Source organism: Margalitia sp. FSL K6-0131, from assembly GCF_038008735.1.
Lineage (GTDB): Bacteria > Bacillota > Bacilli > Bacillales > Bacillaceae_C > Margalitia > Margalitia shackletonii.
In genome coordinates, this window is sequence record NZ_JBBOZS010000001.1 from 3,202,852 (window position 1) to 3,221,700 (window position 18,849).

Sequence of the window (18,849 nt, forward strand, 5' to 3'; positions counted from 1 at the left end):
GCTACTTAACCTGTTTTATGATTCCGCAACAGGAGTAGGACATTTCTTGATATTCTTCAATCGGTACTTTCCGTTCATTTGCTAACAATAAAATATGGGATACATTTTTATCCATTATATCACGAACAAGTATTTTCCATGGCAGCCTTCTTAACAATACTCTCGTTGTTTCACCTACTCCAGGTTTTATTAGATTCATATCCTCTATTTTAAACCGTTTTTGAATAGTATGTACTTCCTTTAATCCCTTCCAATTTGGTTCAGCCATTTTGGAAGGCGATATTTCCTGACCAAAGATTGAATCAAATTGTTTCGAAATTTCATCTACATAATAATTCGATACATCATGTTCATAAAGTTCCTGATAAAATTTGGCACCATGAAAATCATGATTGTTTAGAAGTTCACGATTTAATACCGTTCTGCTAATTAATCCTGAAACAGTTGCATTTAAACAAGCATTTGGAATGAGAAAATCTTCTCTAGTCCCATAAATATTGGCGCAATGTCCCGGATCGGCTAAGACCGCTAGCGAATCAGAGATATTTGTTTGATCGTTATGATTAATCTTATGTATTGATTTATCAAGCTCCAGTTTAATTGCTCCTTTGCCAGTCCAGCCATCAATAAATTGAAACTCATAGTCAGGATAATTCATACTCAGGTATCTAATGGCATTTTCATCAATACCTCGCCCTCTGATAATCGAAATACTATAATGGGGTAATGAAATTCGGTACTTTGCAAAAATATATCTTTTCACTAATATGCCAATTGGTGTTCCTGCCCTTGCTAATGAAACTAATAGTGTTTTCTTCCCTTTTTGTCTTAAAATTTGCTCCGCAATAATCTGAACTGCTCCAGCAATTTTCTCTTTATAAGCATGTAATGATGCTAAGAAGAAATTCTTATATTCCTCAGAAGGTTCAAATTCCATTGGAAGCATTTCAGAATAATGCTTTCCGGACTGAATCAATTCTTCCTTATCCATCGTTGAAGTTTCATACATCTTTTCACTTATATCTTTAAGCAAAAAAATGACATCATCATTGGAATAGGTTCCAAAAGGTTTACTGTGGACCATTTGCATGAATAACATCATCCTTTCTTGTGCTTAAAGTAACAACATACACATATTGAAATAGACTAGCTAATTGGGATAAAAGCGGTGCCATATTTCCTTCGACAAGTTCTCTTTCAAAAAAGACAAATACCTCGCTATAAAGGTGTGGCTCAATTTGATAAAAATAATTTTGGACAGAATGATCTTCAGGACTGGGAAATGTGTATTTACTCTGTATCAAATAATCCTCGTTACGAGAAACAAATATTGGGCTTCTCGTCGTTGATTGAAAATAAACTTCTTTGCCCATTAGCGCTGCAATTTTCATTGGTAGGTACATCAGCTCTCCATTTCCTAAGCAAAGCGTTTTTCCACCGGAACGAAATGGTACTAATTTTTGAGCTATTGAATGAATATATTGGGTAAACTCTTCATTTTCTGAACTATACAACCCAAACCTTCCCGTTTGCCACAAATAATTTGAAGCCGATGAATTGTGATAATATGGCGAGGTAGATGTGTTTATATCAGATAAATCAATCGGAACAATCTTGCCAAATTTATCCGATAGGTGTTGATATGTTTCTTTCTTCATCTTTTCATCCTTACAATCAACTTCTATCACCCCACTGATTAGTGATACAACATTGATTTCAATTCCCATATTGCTTTCCAATCGACGAAATTGATCTATACTTTCTTCATTTCGCCAATCTAATAAAGTAAGAACCGTGTAGCTTTTACGAGGAAATTCACTTTGGATTGCATGAATAATGTTTAAAATGGTATTTCCGGTAGTAAGCTCATCATCAATGAATACAATAGGATTTTGATTTTCTATTTGATTACGTTCAATATAGCAATAGTGAGAGGTTGCATGTGAATGCTCCTCTTCAAAATGAATTATTGATTCCTTATTCTCTATCTTTTCCCTTGTAGTATGAAAGAAAAAAGCATTTTGAAAGTTGTCAAATACACCATGTCCTAATGCAGTAGCAGTTTCTGCAAATCCAATAAATATCGTACTTTGTGGCAATTTATATGGTTTTATCTCAATATTTGAACCAAATTGAGTAATAGATTCCAAAAAGCCATTTCGCTTCAACGTAAATTGTTCGTCTTCTATATGTAATATTTCCTTCATATACTTACTGGCTAACAAAGAACTAGCAAGTATTGAAGTAATCGGATTTACGGGAAGATGCTTTCCAAGTACTTTGCTGACAAATAAAAAAGATCTTTTCTTATTAATTCTGGCTGCCATTTGGAATAAGGCCGTAGGAGAAATCTGAAAATCATTCCTCGTTATTTTAACTTTTAAGGATAAATTATTTAGTATTTTATAAGTGTACTCGTTCATTAAACTGGAGGAGTTGGATAAAACTTTGCTGCTCATGTAGCACCCCGTAAACTTTAGATTTCAACAATATTTTTCTCGCCCAATGATAATGTGGCTTTACTTCATTCATTTTGTTATGAAAGACGCTTGCAATAACCCCATTCTGAGAATGAAAATGATGCATAATGGAAAGGGAATCCATGTACTCTTCATGTGTAACAGCATTTAAAGCATTAACTAGTTTAATATGAGAGGGGTGGATAATTGTTTTTCCGACCATTCCATTGCTTTTATCAAGAAGAATTTCCTGAATAAATGCTTCATGGTATTCATTATCGATAGGAAAAGAGAATTCTAATCGATTTCTGTCATTGGTATTATTATGTTTCATGTTGGGACCAGATGATTGAAAATACTCCCAAACAGGGCCTGAAACAACATACTCTTGATCCACTCTTCCAAAAAAATTCATAATATCTGCAATACAATCTCGAATAACTGCAATATCATAAATTACAGTATTACAATCTCTCCTAATTCCAAAAAGGCCTGAAAAATCGGTTGCCCCAATCCTAATATTTAGAATAATTTCATCATAAAGGTCTAGTATTTTCTTTATGGATAACAATGTTTCCATTCTTGATTCTCTATAAATTACCTTTTTTGTTTCCAATATTGGTAATGCATAAAGGGATAAGCCATATGTATTATTAACCATTACAATTTGGTCAAGAAACTCCTTGCCATTATCAACATTAAACTTTGGCAATACAAATCCACTTAAAATAGTCGAAGCAGCACCAAGATCTCCCACAAGCTTTTTAATTTGAAACGGATTCCTAACTCGTATAAAAATAAGCGGAAGATTACTTTGAGAAAATTGCATACTGCGGACGGCTGTGTAAAGCGTTTGTAGTTGAACAATACTATTGATTTCTGCAGATTCAACCTCATCGTCGCTTATAGAATCTTCTAAACAAATAACCATGGAAGTAAGTCCCGCATATTGGCCATTTAAAAATTTACCAGTTAGGATATCATTAGAAATTTGTGTTCTTGTTCCAGGCATATATAGAGTTCCACCAAGAGCATTAGCCAATATTTCCTTTGGTGAATCCTTGTTCCAACTTTCAGGAGAGACGTGAAAAATTGACTTACATTGATCATCGGAAAGATATTGAAAATGTCTCATAAAAAACTCTCCTATTCTAGTAATATCCTGACTGGTAATAATAAAAGCGGTAACACATTGCTAATCGGAGTACTAATTTTGTAGTCGCAGGCGAGACCAACGGATACTCAGAGATGTAGTTCAAGAGCTGATGTTGACTTATGGTAGGGAAAAGACGAAGAAATCCGTTAGCCGATTGGCGCTAAAGCTAGACAAGACTCATCCTGTGGAATATTTATATTATCCAAAACTTATTCTTTCATAATATTTAAATAAGGGATAAATTTTCTTTTATCCCTTTTCAAGTCATTCAAGGTCGTCTTTTTCTAGTATCTATGAAAACAATTATTTGTTTTCCCCTTTTGTTGGTTTTTTCTTAAGAAAATGCACAACAAATGTGGCAAGGAAAATGACAACTAAAATGCTAAAGAAAATGATTTCACTGACATCAAAACCAAATGCTGCAGCAACCATTTTGATACCAATAATAGCGATTAATACAAAAGCTGTAGTTTCAAATTCCGGAAATTTCTCAATTAATTTAAGGAATAATTGTGCGACACCACGCATCATTAGTACTCCTAAAATTCCACCAAGGAATAACACCCATACTTTATTAGATAAACCAAAAGCAGCAATAACACTATCGATACTGAAGGTAATATCCATTAATTCTACTAAAAGGACAGTCTTCCAAAAACCATAGCCTTTGTTTTTGACGTCGTCTTCTTCCTCTTCCTTTTTGATTAGGTTTTTTAATGATAACCATAAAAGGTATAAACCACCAATAACCTTAATCCAAGTGAATTTAATAAGAAATACACCTAGTCCGATGGAAATAAATCGGAAAAGATATGCACCTAAGATACCATAAAATAATGCTTTCTTTTGCTGTTTCTTAGGCAAATGTTTTACCATTACAGCAAGCACTAATGCATTATCTGCCGATAACAATCCTTCTAAAATAATTAAACTGAAAATAACTCCCCAACTTGCGGGATTAGAGAGTTCAGACGTTATTGCATGTAATGAAAAGAACTCTCCATAATTGTGAAATAAGTCATGAAAAAATTGTGCCATTTATTTCTACTGCTCCTCCGAAATACTTCCCTTATTTAAACTGCTGTTTTTATACTGTTAAACCATAGTTTCTGCATAATGCAGCCAATCCTCCTGAGAACCCGCTGCCAATGGCATTGAACTTCCATTCCCCTTGATGTTTATAAAGCTCACAAACGACTACAGCGGTTTCAACGGAGAAATCTTCTCCCAAATCAAATCGGAGAATTTCTTGATTGTTTTCAGGATTTACAACCCTTACAAATGCATTGGTAACTTGTCCGAAATTTTGGTTGCGTGCTTCCGCTTCATGGATGGTAACCGTTATACCAATACGTTCAATATGTTGAGATAGCTTAGGAAAATTGATGATAATTTGTTCATCATCTCCATCCCCTTCACCAGTTCGGTTATCACCTGTATGCTCTACACCGCCGTCTGGACTTTTCAGATTATTATAGAAGACAAAATCAAGATCATTAATAACTTTTCCATTTGCATCAGCTAGAAATGCTGAAGCATCAAGGTCAAAATCATGACCTCCATTGTATTTATTTGTATCCCAGCCTAGTCCAATGATCGCTTTCGTAAGTCCTGGATTCGTTTTCGTTAAATCAATTCTTTGTCCTTTGGAAAGTACGATTCCCATGCTCTCACCTCAATATTATATAGTAGATTTATTGAACATCTAAGCCAAAATCAGTGACAAGCGCTGCCAAACCACCTTGATAGCCGCTGCCTATTGCATTAAATTTCCACTCGCCATTATGGCGATATAATTCCCCTACTACAACAGCTGTTTCAATGGAAAAATCCTCCCCTAAATCGTAGCGAATTAATTCTTCCCCATTAGCTTCATTTACAATTCTTACAAACGAATTCGAAACTTGTCCAAAGTTTTGGTTGCGTGCTTCCGCTTCATGAATGGTAATCGTAAATGCGATTTTTTGAATACTGCTTGGAACTTGAGACAGATTGACAGAAATGGTTTCATCGTCTCCTTCTCCAGCTCCTGTACGATTATCGCCATTGTGAACTACAGATCCGTTTCCGCCTTTTAAATTATTGAAAAATATAAAGTCTGCTTCTGAGGTACATTTACCTTCGGAATTTAATAAAAATACGGAGGAATCTAAATCAAAATCATTGCCGCCATCATATTTATTTACATCCCAACCTAAACCTACAACTATGTTTTGCAGTCCTGGGTTAGTCTTTGTTAAATCTACCTTTTGGCCTTTTGCTAAGCTGATTGCCATTTCCATAACATCCTTTCAAAATTTAACTAGAGTTTCATATGAATTTAAACAAGTTTATTAGCGATCTCCCCAATTGAAGTATCTCTTGTACCTTGTCCAATCGCATTAAATTTCCATTCTCCATTATGGCGATATATTTCTCCTGGAATTAGTGCTGTAAAACCACTGTAATTTTCCGTTAAATTAAAATGAGCAAGCTCAGAATTCGTTTTATTATCCACAATTCGAATAAATGCATTTTCAATCATTCCAAAGTCTTGTCGTCTTTGAACAGGCTGATAAATATTAACAACAAATTGAAGCGAATGAATTCTTGAAGGAATTTTATGTAAATCTATTAAAATTTGTTCGTCGTCCCCATCGCCATCACCCGTAAGATTATCACCAGTATGGCGAACACTTCCACATTGACTTTTTAAGTTACCGAAATAGATAACATCATGTTTGCTTTCTAGTTTTCCTGCCTCATTTAACATTATAACAGAAGCATCACAATCAATATTTGGTGTTTTCGTGCCAAAAAATCCTTTTTTCTTCACGGGATCCCAGCCAAGGCCAATTAATAATGAACTAAGACCTGTGTTTCCTTTTGTTAAATCTATTTTTTGACCTTTCGCTAAAGAAATAGCCAAAAAAATCACTCCTTTATGTAATTTATTTCGACATTATACTATTTATATTTTACTTTATTCATAGACAATTTCCAACAAAAACACCTTTAATGAAAGAATTGGTAAACGTTTTAATAGAAATGTTGTACATCTTGCATTTTTTATTACGAATGTCATGAATAAAAAGTTTCAATTTCTTATAATAAATCTTATACCGCTCTAAAAATTAGGGCAGAATTATGACCGCCAAAGCCAAGAGCATTGCTGAGAACCGTTTTTACATCCTTCTTCCTGGCAATATTAGGAACATAATCTAAATCGCATTCTGGATCTTGATTTTCCAAGTGAATGGTTGGCGGAATAACTCCATTACGAATCGTCATTAAGGAGAATATTGCTTCTATAGCCCCAGCAGCCCCCATCATATGTCCAGTCATTGATTTTGTAGAACTTATTGGAATATGATAAGCATTTTCGCCAAATAATTTTTTTATAGCGGCAGTTTCCATTTTATCATTATTTTTAGTACTTGTTCCATGTGCATTAATATAATCAATTTCTTCTTTTCGTAAACTTGCGTCTTTTAATGCCAATTCCATTACCTTTATGCTCCCTTCTCCACCTGGAGCTGGGCTTGTTATATGGTATGCATCGCTATTTGTTGCATATCCAATTATTTCTCCGTAAATATCAGCATTCCTCTTTATTGCTGAATCAAGGGTTTCTAAGAGTAGTGCTCCTGCCCCCTCCCCCATCACAAGGCCATCTCTATTCGCGTCAAAAGGTCGGCAAGCAGATTCAGGGTCTGGATTGGTAGATATTGCACCCATTGCACAGAATGCTCCAACACCAAGCGGTGTAATGGATGCCTCAGCTCCGCCGACTATCATCATTTCTGCATCTCCCCTTTGAATGGCCCTATATCCGTCGCCTATAGCATTCGAACTTGAAGCACATGAAAGAACCACGCAATTATTATATCCTTTTGCACCAAGGGTGATTGCAACTTGACTAGAAGCCATATTACTAATCACCATCGTAGTAGAAAAAGGGTATAAGTTTTGATACCCACCAGTAATTAAGTTCTGATAGCTTTCCTCAAAACTTTCGATACCTCCTATCGCGGTACCAAAACATACTCCTATATTTTCAGGTAAGACATCCTTACTAATGGTCACATTTGCATTCTTTACAGCCATAATGGCAGAGGCAACGGCATACTGTGTAAAGCGATCCATTCGATGCCTTTCATTTACCTTCATATAATTGGATAAATCGAAATCTTTGACCTCTGCTGCGGTTTTTGCAGAAAAATTAGTTGCATCGAATCTAGTTAAATAACCAATCCCAGATCTGCCATTTACTGCTGAGTCCCATATTTCTTCTAGATTATTCCCTAAAGGTGTAACTGCCCCTAATCCTGTTACAACAACCCTCTTCATATTTACATTCCTCCTCCATTTCCCCTATCAAAATAATCCTATTTTTCAGTTTACATTCGACATAAAATTGCAAAAACCTCCAGTATTTACTAATTATTTTAAAAAAAAAAAAATCCAAATTGACATTTCTGCCAATTTGGAATAAATTCTTTCCATTCCATATATACTAATGTCCACCTAGATAAGCACTTTTAACCTGGTCACTTGTATTTAATTCGTCCGGTGTACCGGAAAGGACGACTCGCCCTGTTTCGATAACATAAGCTCGGTCAGCGATTGATAAAGCCATATTAGCATTTTGCTCCACTAGCAAAATGGTTGTACCCGTTTGGCTAATCTCCTCAATGATTCGAAAAATGGTTTTCACCAATAATGGTGCTAATCCCATGGATGGTTCATCCAATAAGAGGAGGCGTGGTTTTGCCATTAGAGCCCTGCCCATCGCAAGCATTTGCTGCTCACCGCCGGATAAAGTACCTGCAGACTGTTTTTTACGTTCATAAAGTCTTGGGAATAATTGGTATACCCTTTCGAGATCTTGACGTATACCTGCTTTATCTTTTCTTAAAAAAGCCCCAAGTTCCAAATTTTCCGTTACTGTCATATTGGCAAAAATTCGTCTGCCTTCAGGTACATGAGAAATACCTTGCTTCACAATCGTTTGAGCCGCCTTACCCTTTATTGATTTACGTTCAAATAGTATTTCACCATTTTTTGGCTTTAATAAACCGGAGATGGTTTTCAATAGAGTACTTTTCCCTGCGCCGTTTGCTCCAATTAATGTCACGATTTCCCCTTGATTAATTTCTAGTGACACTCCTTTTAAAGCTTGTATATTCCCATAATAAACATCTATGTTTTCAACTTTTAGCATTATGAGACCTCCTCGCCCAGATATGCTTCAATAACTTTTGGATTGTTTCTGATTTCAGAAGGAGATCCCTCAGCAATAAGCTGTCCATGATCAAGTACATAAATTCTCTCACAAACTCCCATAACCAATTGCATATCATGTTCTATTAATAATACAGTTAAATCGAATTTCTCACGTATGAAGCTGATTAAATTCATAAGCTCTTCTGTTTCATTTGGATTCATACCAGCAGCGGGCTCATCCAGTAATAAAAGCTTAGGCTGAGTAGCAAGGGCACGTGCAATTTCTAATCTTCTTTGCTGCCCATATGGCAAGTTCTTTGCCTTTTCATATAAAAAGCCATCAAGATTAAATATTTTCAAGAAGTCTATTGCCTTTTCTTCCATTTCTCTTTCACCTGTAAAATGAGGAGGGAGTCGAAAAATCGAACTTAATATACTGTGTTTTGAGTTTGTATGATAGGCAACCTTCACATTGTCAAGCACTGATAATTCATTAAATAAACGTATATTTTGAAAAGTACGACTGATACCTTTTCGTGTAATTTTATAGGGAGGAAGTCCGTTTAATCTCTTACCTTCAAGTAATATATTTCCTTCTGTTGGAGCATATACACCTGTAAGAAGATTAAAAAAAGTTGTTTTACCTGCTCCATTTGGTCCAATGAGGCCGATTAATTCCCCTTTTTTAATCTCTACATTTGTGTTTGATACAGCTTTTAAACCGCCAAATTGTATCCCTGCATTTTCAACTTTAAGCAACAGTTTGTTTTCCATCATGTTTCCCCCCATCTGATGACTTTCCTTTTTTGAAAAAGGAGGTAATCTCTTTTGTACCTAATAATCCCTGCGGGCGGAAAATCATCATTAAAATCAGTACAAGAGAGTAAATAACCATTCGAGTTTCTGGGTAATCCTGAAGGAATGTAGAAACAATACTTAATAAAATTGCTGCAATTACGGATCCTGATAAACTTCCTAAACCACCTAAAACAACAAAAATTAAAATATCAAAGGACTTCATGAATCCAAAAGACCCTGGCATAATAATATAAAAGTTATGGGAATATAAACCGCCTGCAACTCCAGCAAAAAACGCACCGATAACAAATGCCATTACTTTATAATAAGTTGTATTAATCCCCATTGCATCAGCTGCTATCTCATTTTCGCGGATTGATATACATGCTCTGCCATGGGTAGAGTTAGTAAAATTAACTATGACCAAAATCGTTATAACCATACACCAAAATGCCCATGGCCAGGTTGTTAAATTATCTACCATCATACCACTTGCACCGCCGACATAATCAATATTCAGCAAAGTAATACGAACAATCTCCCCAAAACCAAGGGTGGCAATGGCTAAATAGTCTCCTTTTAAACGTAAGCTTGGGATACCAATAATCAGTCCCGCTATGGCAGCTGCAATACCGCCAACCAATAAAGAAAGTGCAAAAGGTAATTGCAATTTCATCGTAATAATAGCTGCAGAGTATGCTCCGATTGAAAGGAATCCAGCATGTCCAATAGAAAACTGACCCGTTATACCAATTATTAAATGCAAGCTGACAGCTAAAATAATATTAATGACAATTACTAATAGAGTATTTATATAAAAATCATTTAGTAGCTGTCCGGAAATTAAAAACTGAACGATTGCAAAGACGATTATAGCGGCTATTATATTAATATAAAAACTTTTAAGTTGTTTTATTTTCTGCATATCCTCGTCACCTTTCTATACTTTTTCCTTCATATTTTTACCAAATATACCTGATGGACGGAAAATTAATATGAGAATTAGGACGACGAATGCAACCCCGTCTCGCCATAACGAAAATCCAAATGCACTGACAATCGCTTCAATCACTCCGAGCAATATACCGCCAACCATCGCTCCCGGAATGATGCCAATACCTCCAAGAACCGCTGCCACAAATGCTTTAATTCCCGGAATCATTCCCATTAACGGCTCAATTTTAATGTAATAAATACCGAAAATAACACCTGCTGCCCCTGCTAGAGCAGAACCGATAGCAAATGTTGCAGATATCGTTCTATCAACATTAATCCCCATTAATTTCGCTGCTTCAGCATCGTGGGAGACGGCACGCATTGCTTTACCTGTTTTTGTTTTATGAACAATAACTTGAAGAATAATCATAAGTGCGATAGATGTTACAAGAATTAATATAGATTGACTGCTTATACTTACCCCAAAAATGTCAAATGTTTTATTGGGTAGAACATTCCTTGGATAAGCATCAGGCTGTGCTCCGCGAATATATACCATTCCATATTCGATAAATAAAGAAACACCAATTGCAGTTATTAGAGCAGCAATCCTAGTAGCATTACGTAATGGTTTGTAGGCAATACGTTCTATTAACATTCCAAATATTGCACATACAAGCATGGATAAAAGCAATGCCGGGAAAAATCCTAAATGTAAATAGGTAATAGAATAAAATCCAATAAATGAACCTACCATAAAAACATCGCCATGGGCAAAATTAATCAATTTAACAATTCCATACACCATCGTATAACCGAGCGCGATCAGTGCATATATACTACCGAGAGATATACCATTAACTAATTGTTGTATGAATTCCATTTTCGCACTCTCCTTGTATAACTTTTTCCAGTCTTTAAAAACTTTAATAGGGGGACAAGTCCCCCCTCTAAGTGGTATTTTCTTAAGGATTTACTTTTGCTTTAAATTGTTGTTTTCCGTCAACATACTCTAAGATAACAGCTGATTTAACCGGGTTATGTTTATCGTCAAATGTAAATGTACCTGTTACTAGCTGGAGATCTTTTGTTTCCTCAAGGGCTTTTTTAATTTTAACTGGATCTCCGCTACCTGCACGTTTAATAGCATCTGCAATCAAATAAAGGGAATCGTATCCAAGTGCATTAAATCCGTCCGGTTCTTGGCCATATTTATCTTTAAATGCTTTTACAAAATCTTGAACCTTTTGATCTTCTGTATTCCCTGAAGAATAGTGATTGGTGATGAAGGTGTTATTAAGTGCCTTCGCACCTGCAAGTTCCACTAATTTAGGAGAATCCCATCCGTCACCACCCATAATAGGGACATTAATACCTAAATCACGGGCTTGTTTCACTATGAGCCCAACTTCTTCATAATAACCTGGTACAAATATTACGTCCGGATTTTTGGCTTTAATGTTTGTCAGCTGTGCTCTGAAATCAGTGTCTTTAGCTAAATATGCTTCTTCCTTTGCAATCTTGCCGCCATTTTTCGTGAAAGTATCCTTGAAGTTGCTTGCAAGGCCTTTAGCATAATCACTTGAGCTGTCAATAAAGATCGCTGCATTTTTAGCATTTAAATTGTTGCTAGCGAAATTAGCGGATACAACCCCTTGAAATGGATCAATGAAACAGGTTCTAAATACAAATTCGTTTAATTTTCCCTTATCATAAGTAATATTTGATGCTGTACCAGATGTTGTAATAAGGGGAACTTTCTTTTTATCTACAATTTGAACTTGTGCTAATGTGTCACCGCTTGTTGCGGCTCCAATAATAGCGGACACTTTATTTTGAGTTATCAATTTAAGTGCTGCACTTGTAGCTTCCTGTTGATCCGATTTATTATCGACTTTTACTATTTTAAGTTTCTTGCCATCGATTCCTTTTTTATTAATTTCCTCCAGTGCAAGCGCAATACCTTTATCCGCCGATGAACCATACGAAGCAACACCACCAGATAATTCTAGGTTCTCGCCAATTACTATTGTCTTGCTGTCTTTACCCGAACCTCCAGTTGATGCAGATCCGCAACCGGCAATTACACCTGTTGAAAGCAATAATGACATCATGATTCCTACAAACTTTTTATTTTTCATCTTCTGCCCCCACTTTTAAGTTTATTTTTATGGATGATTCGTCTGAGGAAATACCTCTTTTAAATATCATTCATTTGGGATAATTCCCATAACAAATAATATTCTGAAAACATTGTACAAAATTATTTAATCTACGTCTATACTATATAGGAAAATAGTTCGAAAAATACTAAATATAAGATAAACAATATTTCCACTCATATATTTGGTTTGGAAGTCTTCCATTTTATTTTTTACAATGAAAAAAGTAATGCCCAATTAGCATTACTTCTTTCATTCCTACATCTCATTTTCACGGTAACCTGTATTCGCTTTAACCGATACTTCTGCAAACCGTTTTACATCCTGTTTGTTCGAAATTACCGAACCGATGTACGCTCCGATAAACCCAAGAGGCACGGAAATGATGGCCGGATTTGTTAATGTAATAAGCGGTTCTCCTGTAAAAATTGCTGCACCTTCTACAGGGGAGAATACATTAGGACTAATGATAACTAGAATTAGTGATGATAATAACCCTGAAAGCATTCCGGTAATCGCACCAGCTGTATTAAATTTCTTCCAATAAATCGTAAAGATAATTACAGGCAAGTTGGCACTTGCTGCTACACAGAAAGCAAGTGAAACAAGAAAGGCAACATTCATTTTTTGTGCAAACAATGCTAAAAGAATCGAAAGAACGGCAACTCCAACTGAAGCATATCTCGCTGCTTTCATTTGTTGCTTTTCTGTTACCTCGCCTTTTTTGATTATCTGTGCATAAATATCATGAGCAAATGCAGACGCACCGGATAATACAAGTCCTGCTACAACGGCAAGAATGGTTGCAAAGGCTACTGCTGAAACGAAAGACATTAAGAAGTCCCCGCCAAGTGCACCAGCCAGTAGTGGTGCAGCCATATTCCCTGCTGCATTCGCTTCTTTAATTTTATCAAACCCAACAAATGCAGCCGCACCGAATCCTAAGAAAATAGTTAAAACATAAAAAATCCCAATGACCCATGTTGCGGTAATAACAGAGCTTCTCGCTATTTTTGCATTCTTTACTGTAAAGAAGCGCATTAATATATGTGGAAGCCCTGCGGTTCCCAATACTAGTGCCAACATTAATGAGAGCGTATCCAATGGCATTTTGTATTTGACGCCAGGATTTAAATAATCTGAACCTAGCGGAGTAATGGTTTTCATTTGATGAAACATATTTGCGATATTAAAGTTAAATTTATACAGAACAAGAAAGGATATGACAATCGTACCAATCATAAGTAATATAGCCTTTACTATTTGCACCCAGCTTGTAGCTGTCATCCCGCCAAATAATACATAGATGGTCATCATAACACCCACAATTAAGACGGCAACCCAATAATCTAATCCAAATAATAGCTGAATAAGAGCACCGGCACCCACCAACTGAGCAATCATGTAAAAGATAACGATCGTTATAGTGCTTAAAGCAGCAACTGCCCGAACTTTTTTTGCATCAAATCTTGAATTAATCATATCGGCAAGTGTATATTTACCAAGATTTCTTAAAGGTTCTGCAACGATAAATAATACCACAAGATACGCAATTAAAAATCCAATACTGTAAAAGAATCCATCAAAGCCGTTTAAAGCAATCATCCCGGCGATCCCTAAAAAGGATGCTGCAGATAAATAATCACCTGCAATGGCAAATCCATTTTGCCAACCGTTAAGTCCCCCTCCAGCGGTATAAAATTCATTGGCGGTTTTTGTTTTCTTCGCTGCATAATAAGTAATGACTAATGTAAGGGCAACTATAATAAGAAATAAAGTAATGACAGTTCCACTCATGCTCCAACTTCTCCTTTATTAATATTTTCGGAGATAACTTCATCGGCAAGCTTGTCAAAGGATGCAGCTTTTTTCACGTAAATAGTGCATAACACCCAAGTCATAATAAATTGTAAAAAGGCAAATACCCATGCCCAGGAGATATCACCAAATGCTTTTTTGTTAAGAACAGTCGTGTAGGAGGTAAGAACTGGTAGCGCGAAATAGAAGACTAAGAAGAAAATAGTGCCAGAGACGATAAATTTTTTCTTTGTTGAAATTAGTTTTTTAAATTTACTTGAAGAGGCAATCGATTCATAATCGATATGTTTACGTCCTTGCTTTTGTTTCAGCTTATTTTTTTCCATATTCCTCACTTCCCTTTCAAAATTTTTCATACTTTCTAAATTATAGTAAGTTTAAAAGATAAAACTTGTCAATATTATTTTAATATTTAAAATATAAATGATTTTCAGTATCGGCAGTCTTATTGTATAGTAAAAGAAAGGGCGAGATTATTCACAGTTTTAACAAATGAACAACTAGAATAGGAGGAAATCAGTAAATGAATAAATACTCACAGGCGTATGCAAAGGATTTAGATGCACAAGATGAGTTAGCAATATATAGGAAGGAATTCTATCTTCCTGAAGAAACAATTTACCTTGATGGGAATTCATTAGGTCTCCTCTCTAAGCGGGCGGAAAGCTCATTACTGAAAATATTGGATTCTTGGAAGCGGTTCGGGATAGATGGATGGACAAAAGGAAAATATCCTTGGTTTTATTTATCAGAAAAACTCGGAAATTTAACGGCTCCGCTTGTTGGTGCTTTTCCAGAAGAAATTATTGTAACCGGTTCCACGACGGTAAACCTTCATCAGCTTGTGGCAACTTTTTATAAGCCTAAAGGGAAAAAGACAAAAATATTGGCAGATGAATTAAATTTCCCATCTGATATTTATGCTTTACAAAGCCAGATAAAGCAAAAAGGATATGATCCAGATACTCATTTAATAAGGGTAAAGAGTCAGGATGGCAAAACACTTAATGAAGGTGAAATTATCTCAGGGATGACCGATGATATTGCCCTCATTGTACTGCCTAGTGTTCTTTACCGAAGCGGCCAAATACTAGATATGAAACGCTTGACTAAAGCAGCACATGACCGAAATATACGTATAGGATTTGACTTATGCCATTCCATTGGAGCCATTTCCCATGCACTGCATGAATGGAATGTTGATTTTGCTTTCTGGTGCAATTACAAATATTTAAATGCCGGTCCAGGAAGTGTTGGCGGATTATTTGTACACGAACATCATTTTGGAAATGTGCCTGGTCTTGCAGGATGGTTTAGCTCGAACAAGAACGTGCAATTTGATATGGAGCATGTTTTAACACCTGCACATCATGCTGGTGCCTATCAAATTGGAACACCACATCTATTAAGTATGGCTCCTTTAATAGGATCACTTGAAATGTTTGCCGAAGTAGGCATTCAAAAACTTAGAGAGAAATCAATTAAACTTACAAATTATATGATTGAACTTGTGAAGAATGAATTAAATGAATATGGATTTATACTAGCGAATCCGCTCGAAGAAATAAAGCGAGGTGGGCATGTATATCTAGAACACCAAGAGGCTGCCAGCATTTGCAAAGCATTAAAAGCAAACGGGGTGATTCCGGATTTTAGAGCGCCAAATGGCATTAGACTTGCACCAATTGCTTTTTACAATTCCTATCAGGATGTTTACCATGCAATTTCTATCTTAAAAGAAATTATGGTTGAAAAGAAATACAAGAATTTTAAAAATACTAGAGAAGTTATTGCATAAGGAGGATTAAAAACGTATGACTTGGATTGATATTTCACAGCCATTAACCAATGACATTGCAGTTTGGCCAGGAGATACTCCATTTTCCTTTGAGGTTACTGTTACAAAAGAACAAAGCGGGTCCGTCAACATCGGGAAGCTCACAATGAGTGTTCATACCGGTACACACATTGATGCACCCTATCATTTCGATTCTAACGGACGAAAAGTAAAAGAATTGGATGTTTCTATATATGTGGGAAATGCTAGAGTTATTGATGTATCCCATTTAGAGACTATTGGAGCAAATGAGCTTGAAGAGTTTGATTTATCAGGGATAAGCAGATTACTGTTTAAAACAAAATCAATTTCCAATCCTACCATTTTTCCAAATAGTATTCCTTTTTTACATCCTAATCTTGGACCCTATTTAAAACAAAAAGGAATAAAACTTATAGGTGTAGATATCCCTTCTGTTGATCCTTTGGACAGCAAAGATTTAGAAAGCCATCATGCACTTTTTGATAACGGGGTTCATATTTTAGAAAATGTTGTTTTAGCACATGTATCTCCAGGAGATTACCATTTAATTGCTTTACCATTATTGATAGAGGAAGCAGATGGCAGTCCTGTTCGTGCCATCGTGAAGCCTGTTGCATTAACGTAATTGTATGGAGGTGGGATTATGACAGATAAAAAGACGCAGGAAGGAATCTATACGGATTTTACTAATAAAATGACGTATGGAGAATATTTAGAGCTAGATCAGCTGCTTGCAAGTCAAAAGCGGTTATCCAATCATCATGATGAAATGCTGTTCATTATAATTCACCAAGTCAGTGAACTTTGGATGAAATTAATTCTTCACGAACTTACAGCTGCCATACAATCCATACAAGATGGTGAGTTGGCAACCGCGTTTAAAATGCTAGCACGTGTATCCAAAATTCAAACACAAATTATTCAGGCATGGGATGTTTTATCAACTTTAACACCTTCAGAATATATGGAATTTCGTGACCAGTTAGGGCAGGCATCCGGGTTTCAATCCTATCAATATCGAATGATTGAATTTGCATTGGGCTATAAGTCAAAACATATACTGGCAATCTATAAAAAAGATGCACTTCTGCATGATAAGTTAACAAAGGCGTTACATTCGCCAAGTATATATGATGTAGCAATTCAGGCATTAAACAATGAAGGCTTTTTTATTGAAGAACAGCTATTAGAACGGGACTACTCTTCTCCTTATGTAGCCAATCATACCGTTGAAGCAGCATGGTTAGAAGTATACAGAAATGTCGATCAATATTGGGATTTATATCAATTAGCAGAAAAACTAGTAGATATTGAAGATTGGCTTCAGCAATGGCGATTTCGTCATATGAAAACAGTAGAAAGGATTATCGGTCACAAACCGGGTACAGGTGGTTCAGCGGGGGTCAGTTACTTAAAAAAAGTTTTGGACCATCGTTTTTTTCCTGAACTTTGGGATTTACGGACAAAGTTATAAGCTTGATTTTCCCACACTCACATTTTGAAACTAGGTATATACCTATAGTTTGTCACACATTCACTCCTAGTTCATATGATGGTTAAACTAGATGCTCTTTTCGTAAATATTGATTTACTTGTTCTCCTTATTAAACAAGTTTTTAAATAGGACGAAAAGTTACTTCATATTCAAATAAATTACAGTTTAAACCATTATGTGAAAAACAACAATCGAAGGCAAAATCAGCCTTAATATGATTTGATTTTAGGGGTGAAAAACTTGAAATCTACTTATCAGGATGCACTAGCATCTTATGGTATAGGCGGGGCACATCCAGGCGGACTGCATCTGACAAAGCAAATTTTGCAAAAAGAGGGAATTTCACCAAATACAGCGGTATTAGATGCCGGATGTGGAACTGGCCAGACTTCAGCATATCTTGCCAAGGAATATAAATGTCAAGTTACCGCAATTGACCATCATCCGATAATGGTAGAAAAAGCAAAGCAGCGTTTTTCCAGAGAAAATTTGTCTATTCCAGTATTCCAAGGAAGTATTGAGAAATTGCCTTTTCCCGATCAGTCCTTTGATATAGTAATTGCAGAGTCCGTAACTGCCTTTACTAATATTAGTAAAACACTAAACGAATACTACCGTGTTTTAAAACCAAATGGAATTCTAATAGATTTAGATATGACAGCTGAAGGACCTCTTAGTAATGAAGAAAAAGATCAAATTTGTACCGTATATGGGATGGACAATATTCTAACAGAAAATGAATGGTTGCAACAAATGGCTGCATCAGGATTCTTTCCGATTAAGATACTGCTGGGCACATCCATCCTAAATCATTTGCAGCAACCACAACCATTACTCGATCCGGAATTTGAAATGTCTCCCAATGTTACACCTGATTTAGTCGCTATTTTACTTGCACATAATCAGCTAACAAATGTCTATGGACATTTAATTGGTTTTCGTGTATTTCGAGCAGAAAAAAGCTTTTAGAAAGAATGCCCGCAGCGTTTTCGAAACGCTAT

Annotated in this window: 19 protein-coding genes; 4 read left to right on the forward strand and 15 right to left on the reverse strand. The window is 35.8% G+C overall.

Annotation, left to right across the window (positions count from 1 at the left end):
* Nucleotide 1: 1 nt before the first annotated feature.
* The 15 genes from NSQ59_RS15740 to NSQ59_RS15810 form a co-directional block, all read right to left on the reverse strand.
* A complete protein-coding gene (locus NSQ59_RS15740) occupies nt 2-1,090 on the reverse strand; it encodes a cysteine protease StiP family protein (protein ID WP_126647470.1) in 1,089 nt (362 codons plus the stop codon).
* The gene (locus NSQ59_RS15745; RefSeq protein ID WP_340832246.1) at nt 1,071-2,459 is read right to left on the reverse strand and encodes a phosphoribosyltransferase family protein; all 1,389 of its coding nucleotides are present in this window, start codon (nt 2,457-2,459) and stop codon (nt 1,071-1,073) included. Before NSQ59_RS15745 ends, NSQ59_RS15740 begins: the two co-directional genes overlap by 20 nt.
* Nucleotides 2,404-3,594, reverse strand: a complete 1,191-nt coding sequence (locus tag NSQ59_RS15750) for an HpcH/HpaI aldolase/citrate lyase family protein (RefSeq protein ID WP_340832248.1) — start codon at nt 3,592-3,594, stop codon at nt 2,404-2,406. The genes NSQ59_RS15745 and NSQ59_RS15750 overlap by 56 nt, the downstream gene beginning before the upstream one ends.
* 324 nt (nt 3,595-3,918) lie before the next feature.
* Nucleotides 3,919-4,653, reverse strand: coding sequence for a TerC family protein (locus NSQ59_RS15755; RefSeq protein WP_126647473.1), 735 nt, complete (start codon nt 4,651-4,653; stop codon nt 3,919-3,921).
* A gap of 49 nt (nt 4,654-4,702) precedes the next feature.
* The gene (locus NSQ59_RS15760) at nt 4,703-5,281 is read right to left on the reverse strand and encodes a TerD family protein (protein ID WP_055740235.1); all 579 of its coding nucleotides are present in this window, start codon (nt 5,279-5,281) and stop codon (nt 4,703-4,705) included.
* A 28-nt stretch (nt 5,282-5,309) separates the two neighbouring features.
* Nucleotides 5,310-5,891 carry a TerD family protein gene (locus tag NSQ59_RS15765; protein ID WP_055740236.1) on the reverse strand — a complete coding sequence of 194 codons (582 nt, stop codon included), beginning with the start codon at nt 5,889-5,891 and terminating at the stop codon, nt 5,310-5,312.
* A gap of 44 nt (nt 5,892-5,935) precedes the next feature.
* Complete coding sequence (locus tag NSQ59_RS15770; RefSeq protein ID WP_055740237.1) at nt 5,936-6,523, reverse strand: TerD family protein; 588 nt, start codon at nt 6,521-6,523, stop codon at nt 5,936-5,938.
* Between the two features lie 188 nt (nt 6,524-6,711).
* Nucleotides 6,712-7,944 (reverse strand): beta-ketoacyl-ACP synthase II, encoded by a 1,233-nt coding sequence (fabF, locus tag NSQ59_RS15775; RefSeq protein WP_340832252.1) that lies wholly within the window; start codon nt 7,942-7,944, stop codon nt 6,712-6,714.
* Between the two features lie 166 nt (nt 7,945-8,110).
* Nucleotides 8,111-8,818, reverse strand: a complete 708-nt coding sequence (locus tag NSQ59_RS15780; RefSeq protein WP_055740239.1) for an ABC transporter ATP-binding protein — start codon at nt 8,816-8,818, stop codon at nt 8,111-8,113.
* Entirely contained in the window at nt 8,818-9,597 is a 780-nt protein-coding gene (locus NSQ59_RS15785; protein WP_055740240.1) for an ABC transporter ATP-binding protein, read from the reverse strand. Before NSQ59_RS15785 ends, NSQ59_RS15780 begins: the two co-directional genes overlap by 1 nt.
* Entirely contained in the window at nt 9,572-10,543 is a 972-nt protein-coding gene (locus NSQ59_RS15790) for a branched-chain amino acid ABC transporter permease (protein ID WP_340832255.1), read from the reverse strand. Before NSQ59_RS15790 ends, NSQ59_RS15785 begins: the two co-directional genes overlap by 26 nt.
* A gap of 15 nt (nt 10,544-10,558) precedes the next feature.
* Entirely contained in the window at nt 10,559-11,437 is an 879-nt protein-coding gene (locus NSQ59_RS15795; RefSeq protein WP_055740242.1) for a branched-chain amino acid ABC transporter permease, read from the reverse strand.
* Nucleotides 11,438-11,519: 82 nt separating this feature from the next.
* The gene (locus tag NSQ59_RS15800) at nt 11,520-12,695 is read right to left on the reverse strand and encodes an ABC transporter substrate-binding protein (protein ID WP_055740243.1); all 1,176 of its coding nucleotides are present in this window, start codon (nt 12,693-12,695) and stop codon (nt 11,520-11,522) included.
* Between the two features lie 279 nt (nt 12,696-12,974).
* On the reverse strand, nt 12,975-14,513 hold the full coding sequence (locus NSQ59_RS15805; protein WP_055740244.1) for a solute symporter family protein: 1,539 nt from the start codon (nt 14,511-14,513) through the stop codon (nt 12,975-12,977).
* Nucleotides 14,510-14,860 carry a DUF485 domain-containing protein gene (locus tag NSQ59_RS15810; protein ID WP_126647478.1) on the reverse strand — a complete coding sequence of 117 codons (351 nt, stop codon included), beginning with the start codon at nt 14,858-14,860 and terminating at the stop codon, nt 14,510-14,512. The genes NSQ59_RS15805 and NSQ59_RS15810 overlap by 4 nt, the downstream gene beginning before the upstream one ends.
* Nucleotides 14,861-15,057: 197 nt before the next feature.
* Between NSQ59_RS15810 and kynU the strand changes: the two genes are divergently transcribed.
* From kynU to NSQ59_RS15830, 4 genes are all read left to right on the forward strand, one after another.
* The gene (kynU, locus tag NSQ59_RS15815) at nt 15,058-16,332 is read left to right on the forward strand and encodes a kynureninase (protein ID WP_340832259.1); all 1,275 of its coding nucleotides are present in this window, start codon (nt 15,058-15,060) and stop codon (nt 16,330-16,332) included.
* Nucleotides 16,333-16,348: 16 nt separating this feature from the next.
* Nucleotides 16,349-16,978, forward strand: a complete 630-nt coding sequence (gene kynB / locus NSQ59_RS15820) for an arylformamidase (RefSeq protein ID WP_055740247.1) — start codon at nt 16,349-16,351, stop codon at nt 16,976-16,978.
* Between the two features lie 18 nt (nt 16,979-16,996).
* Nucleotides 16,997-17,827: a tryptophan 2,3-dioxygenase gene (gene kynA / locus NSQ59_RS15825; protein WP_055740248.1), complete on the forward strand. Its 831-nt coding sequence runs from the start codon at nt 16,997-16,999 to the stop codon at nt 17,825-17,827.
* A gap of 261 nt (nt 17,828-18,088) precedes the next feature.
* Nucleotides 18,089-18,817 carry a class I SAM-dependent methyltransferase gene (locus NSQ59_RS15830; RefSeq protein ID WP_055740249.1) on the forward strand — a complete coding sequence of 243 codons (729 nt, stop codon included), beginning with the start codon at nt 18,089-18,091 and terminating at the stop codon, nt 18,815-18,817.
* Nucleotides 18,818-18,849: the final 32 nt, after the last annotated feature.

Coding starts and splice junctions, on each gene's coding strand:
- NSQ59_RS15740 (WP_126647470.1), bottom strand. CDS start 1,090: ATGCAAATGGTCCACAGTAAACCTTTTGGAACCTATTCCAATGATGAT.
- kynB (WP_055740247.1), top strand. CDS start 16,349: ATGACTTGGATTGATATTTCACAGCCATTAACCAATGACATTGCAGTT.
- NSQ59_RS15745 (WP_340832246.1), bottom strand. CDS start 2,459: ATGAGCAGCAAAGTTTTATCCAACTCCTCCAGTTTAATGAACGAGTAC.
- NSQ59_RS15790 (WP_340832255.1), bottom strand. CDS start 10,543: ATGCAGAAAATAAAACAACTTAAAAGTTTTTATATTAATATAATAGCC.
- NSQ59_RS15785 (WP_055740240.1), bottom strand. CDS start 9,597: ATGATGGAAAACAAACTGTTGCTTAAAGTTGAAAATGCAGGGATACAA.
- NSQ59_RS15795 (WP_055740242.1), bottom strand. CDS start 11,437: ATGGAATTCATACAACAATTAGTTAATGGTATATCTCTCGGTAGTATA.
- kynA (WP_055740248.1), top strand. CDS start 16,997: ATGACAGATAAAAAGACGCAGGAAGGAATCTATACGGATTTTACTAAT.
- kynU (WP_340832259.1), top strand. CDS start 15,058: ATGAATAAATACTCACAGGCGTATGCAAAGGATTTAGATGCACAAGAT.
- NSQ59_RS15780 (WP_055740239.1), bottom strand. CDS start 8,818: ATGCTAAAAGTTGAAAACATAGATGTTTATTATGGGAATATACAAGCT.
- NSQ59_RS15755 (WP_126647473.1), bottom strand. CDS start 4,653: ATGGCACAATTTTTTCATGACTTATTTCACAATTATGGAGAGTTCTTT.
- NSQ59_RS15805 (WP_055740244.1), bottom strand. CDS start 14,513: ATGAGTGGAACTGTCATTACTTTATTTCTTATTATAGTTGCCCTTACA.
- NSQ59_RS15765 (WP_055740236.1), bottom strand. CDS start 5,891: ATGGCAATCAGCTTAGCAAAAGGCCAAAAGGTAGATTTAACAAAGACT.
- NSQ59_RS15760 (WP_055740235.1), bottom strand. CDS start 5,281: ATGGGAATCGTACTTTCCAAAGGACAAAGAATTGATTTAACGAAAACG.
- NSQ59_RS15750 (WP_340832248.1), bottom strand. CDS start 3,594: ATGAGACATTTTCAATATCTTTCCGATGATCAATGTAAGTCAATTTTT.
- NSQ59_RS15810 (WP_126647478.1), bottom strand. CDS start 14,860: ATGGAAAAAAATAAGCTGAAACAAAAGCAAGGACGTAAACATATCGAT.
- NSQ59_RS15800 (WP_055740243.1), bottom strand. CDS start 12,695: ATGAAAAATAAAAAGTTTGTAGGAATCATGATGTCATTATTGCTTTCA.
- fabF (WP_340832252.1), bottom strand. CDS start 7,944: ATGAAGAGGGTTGTTGTAACAGGATTAGGGGCAGTTACACCTTTAGGG.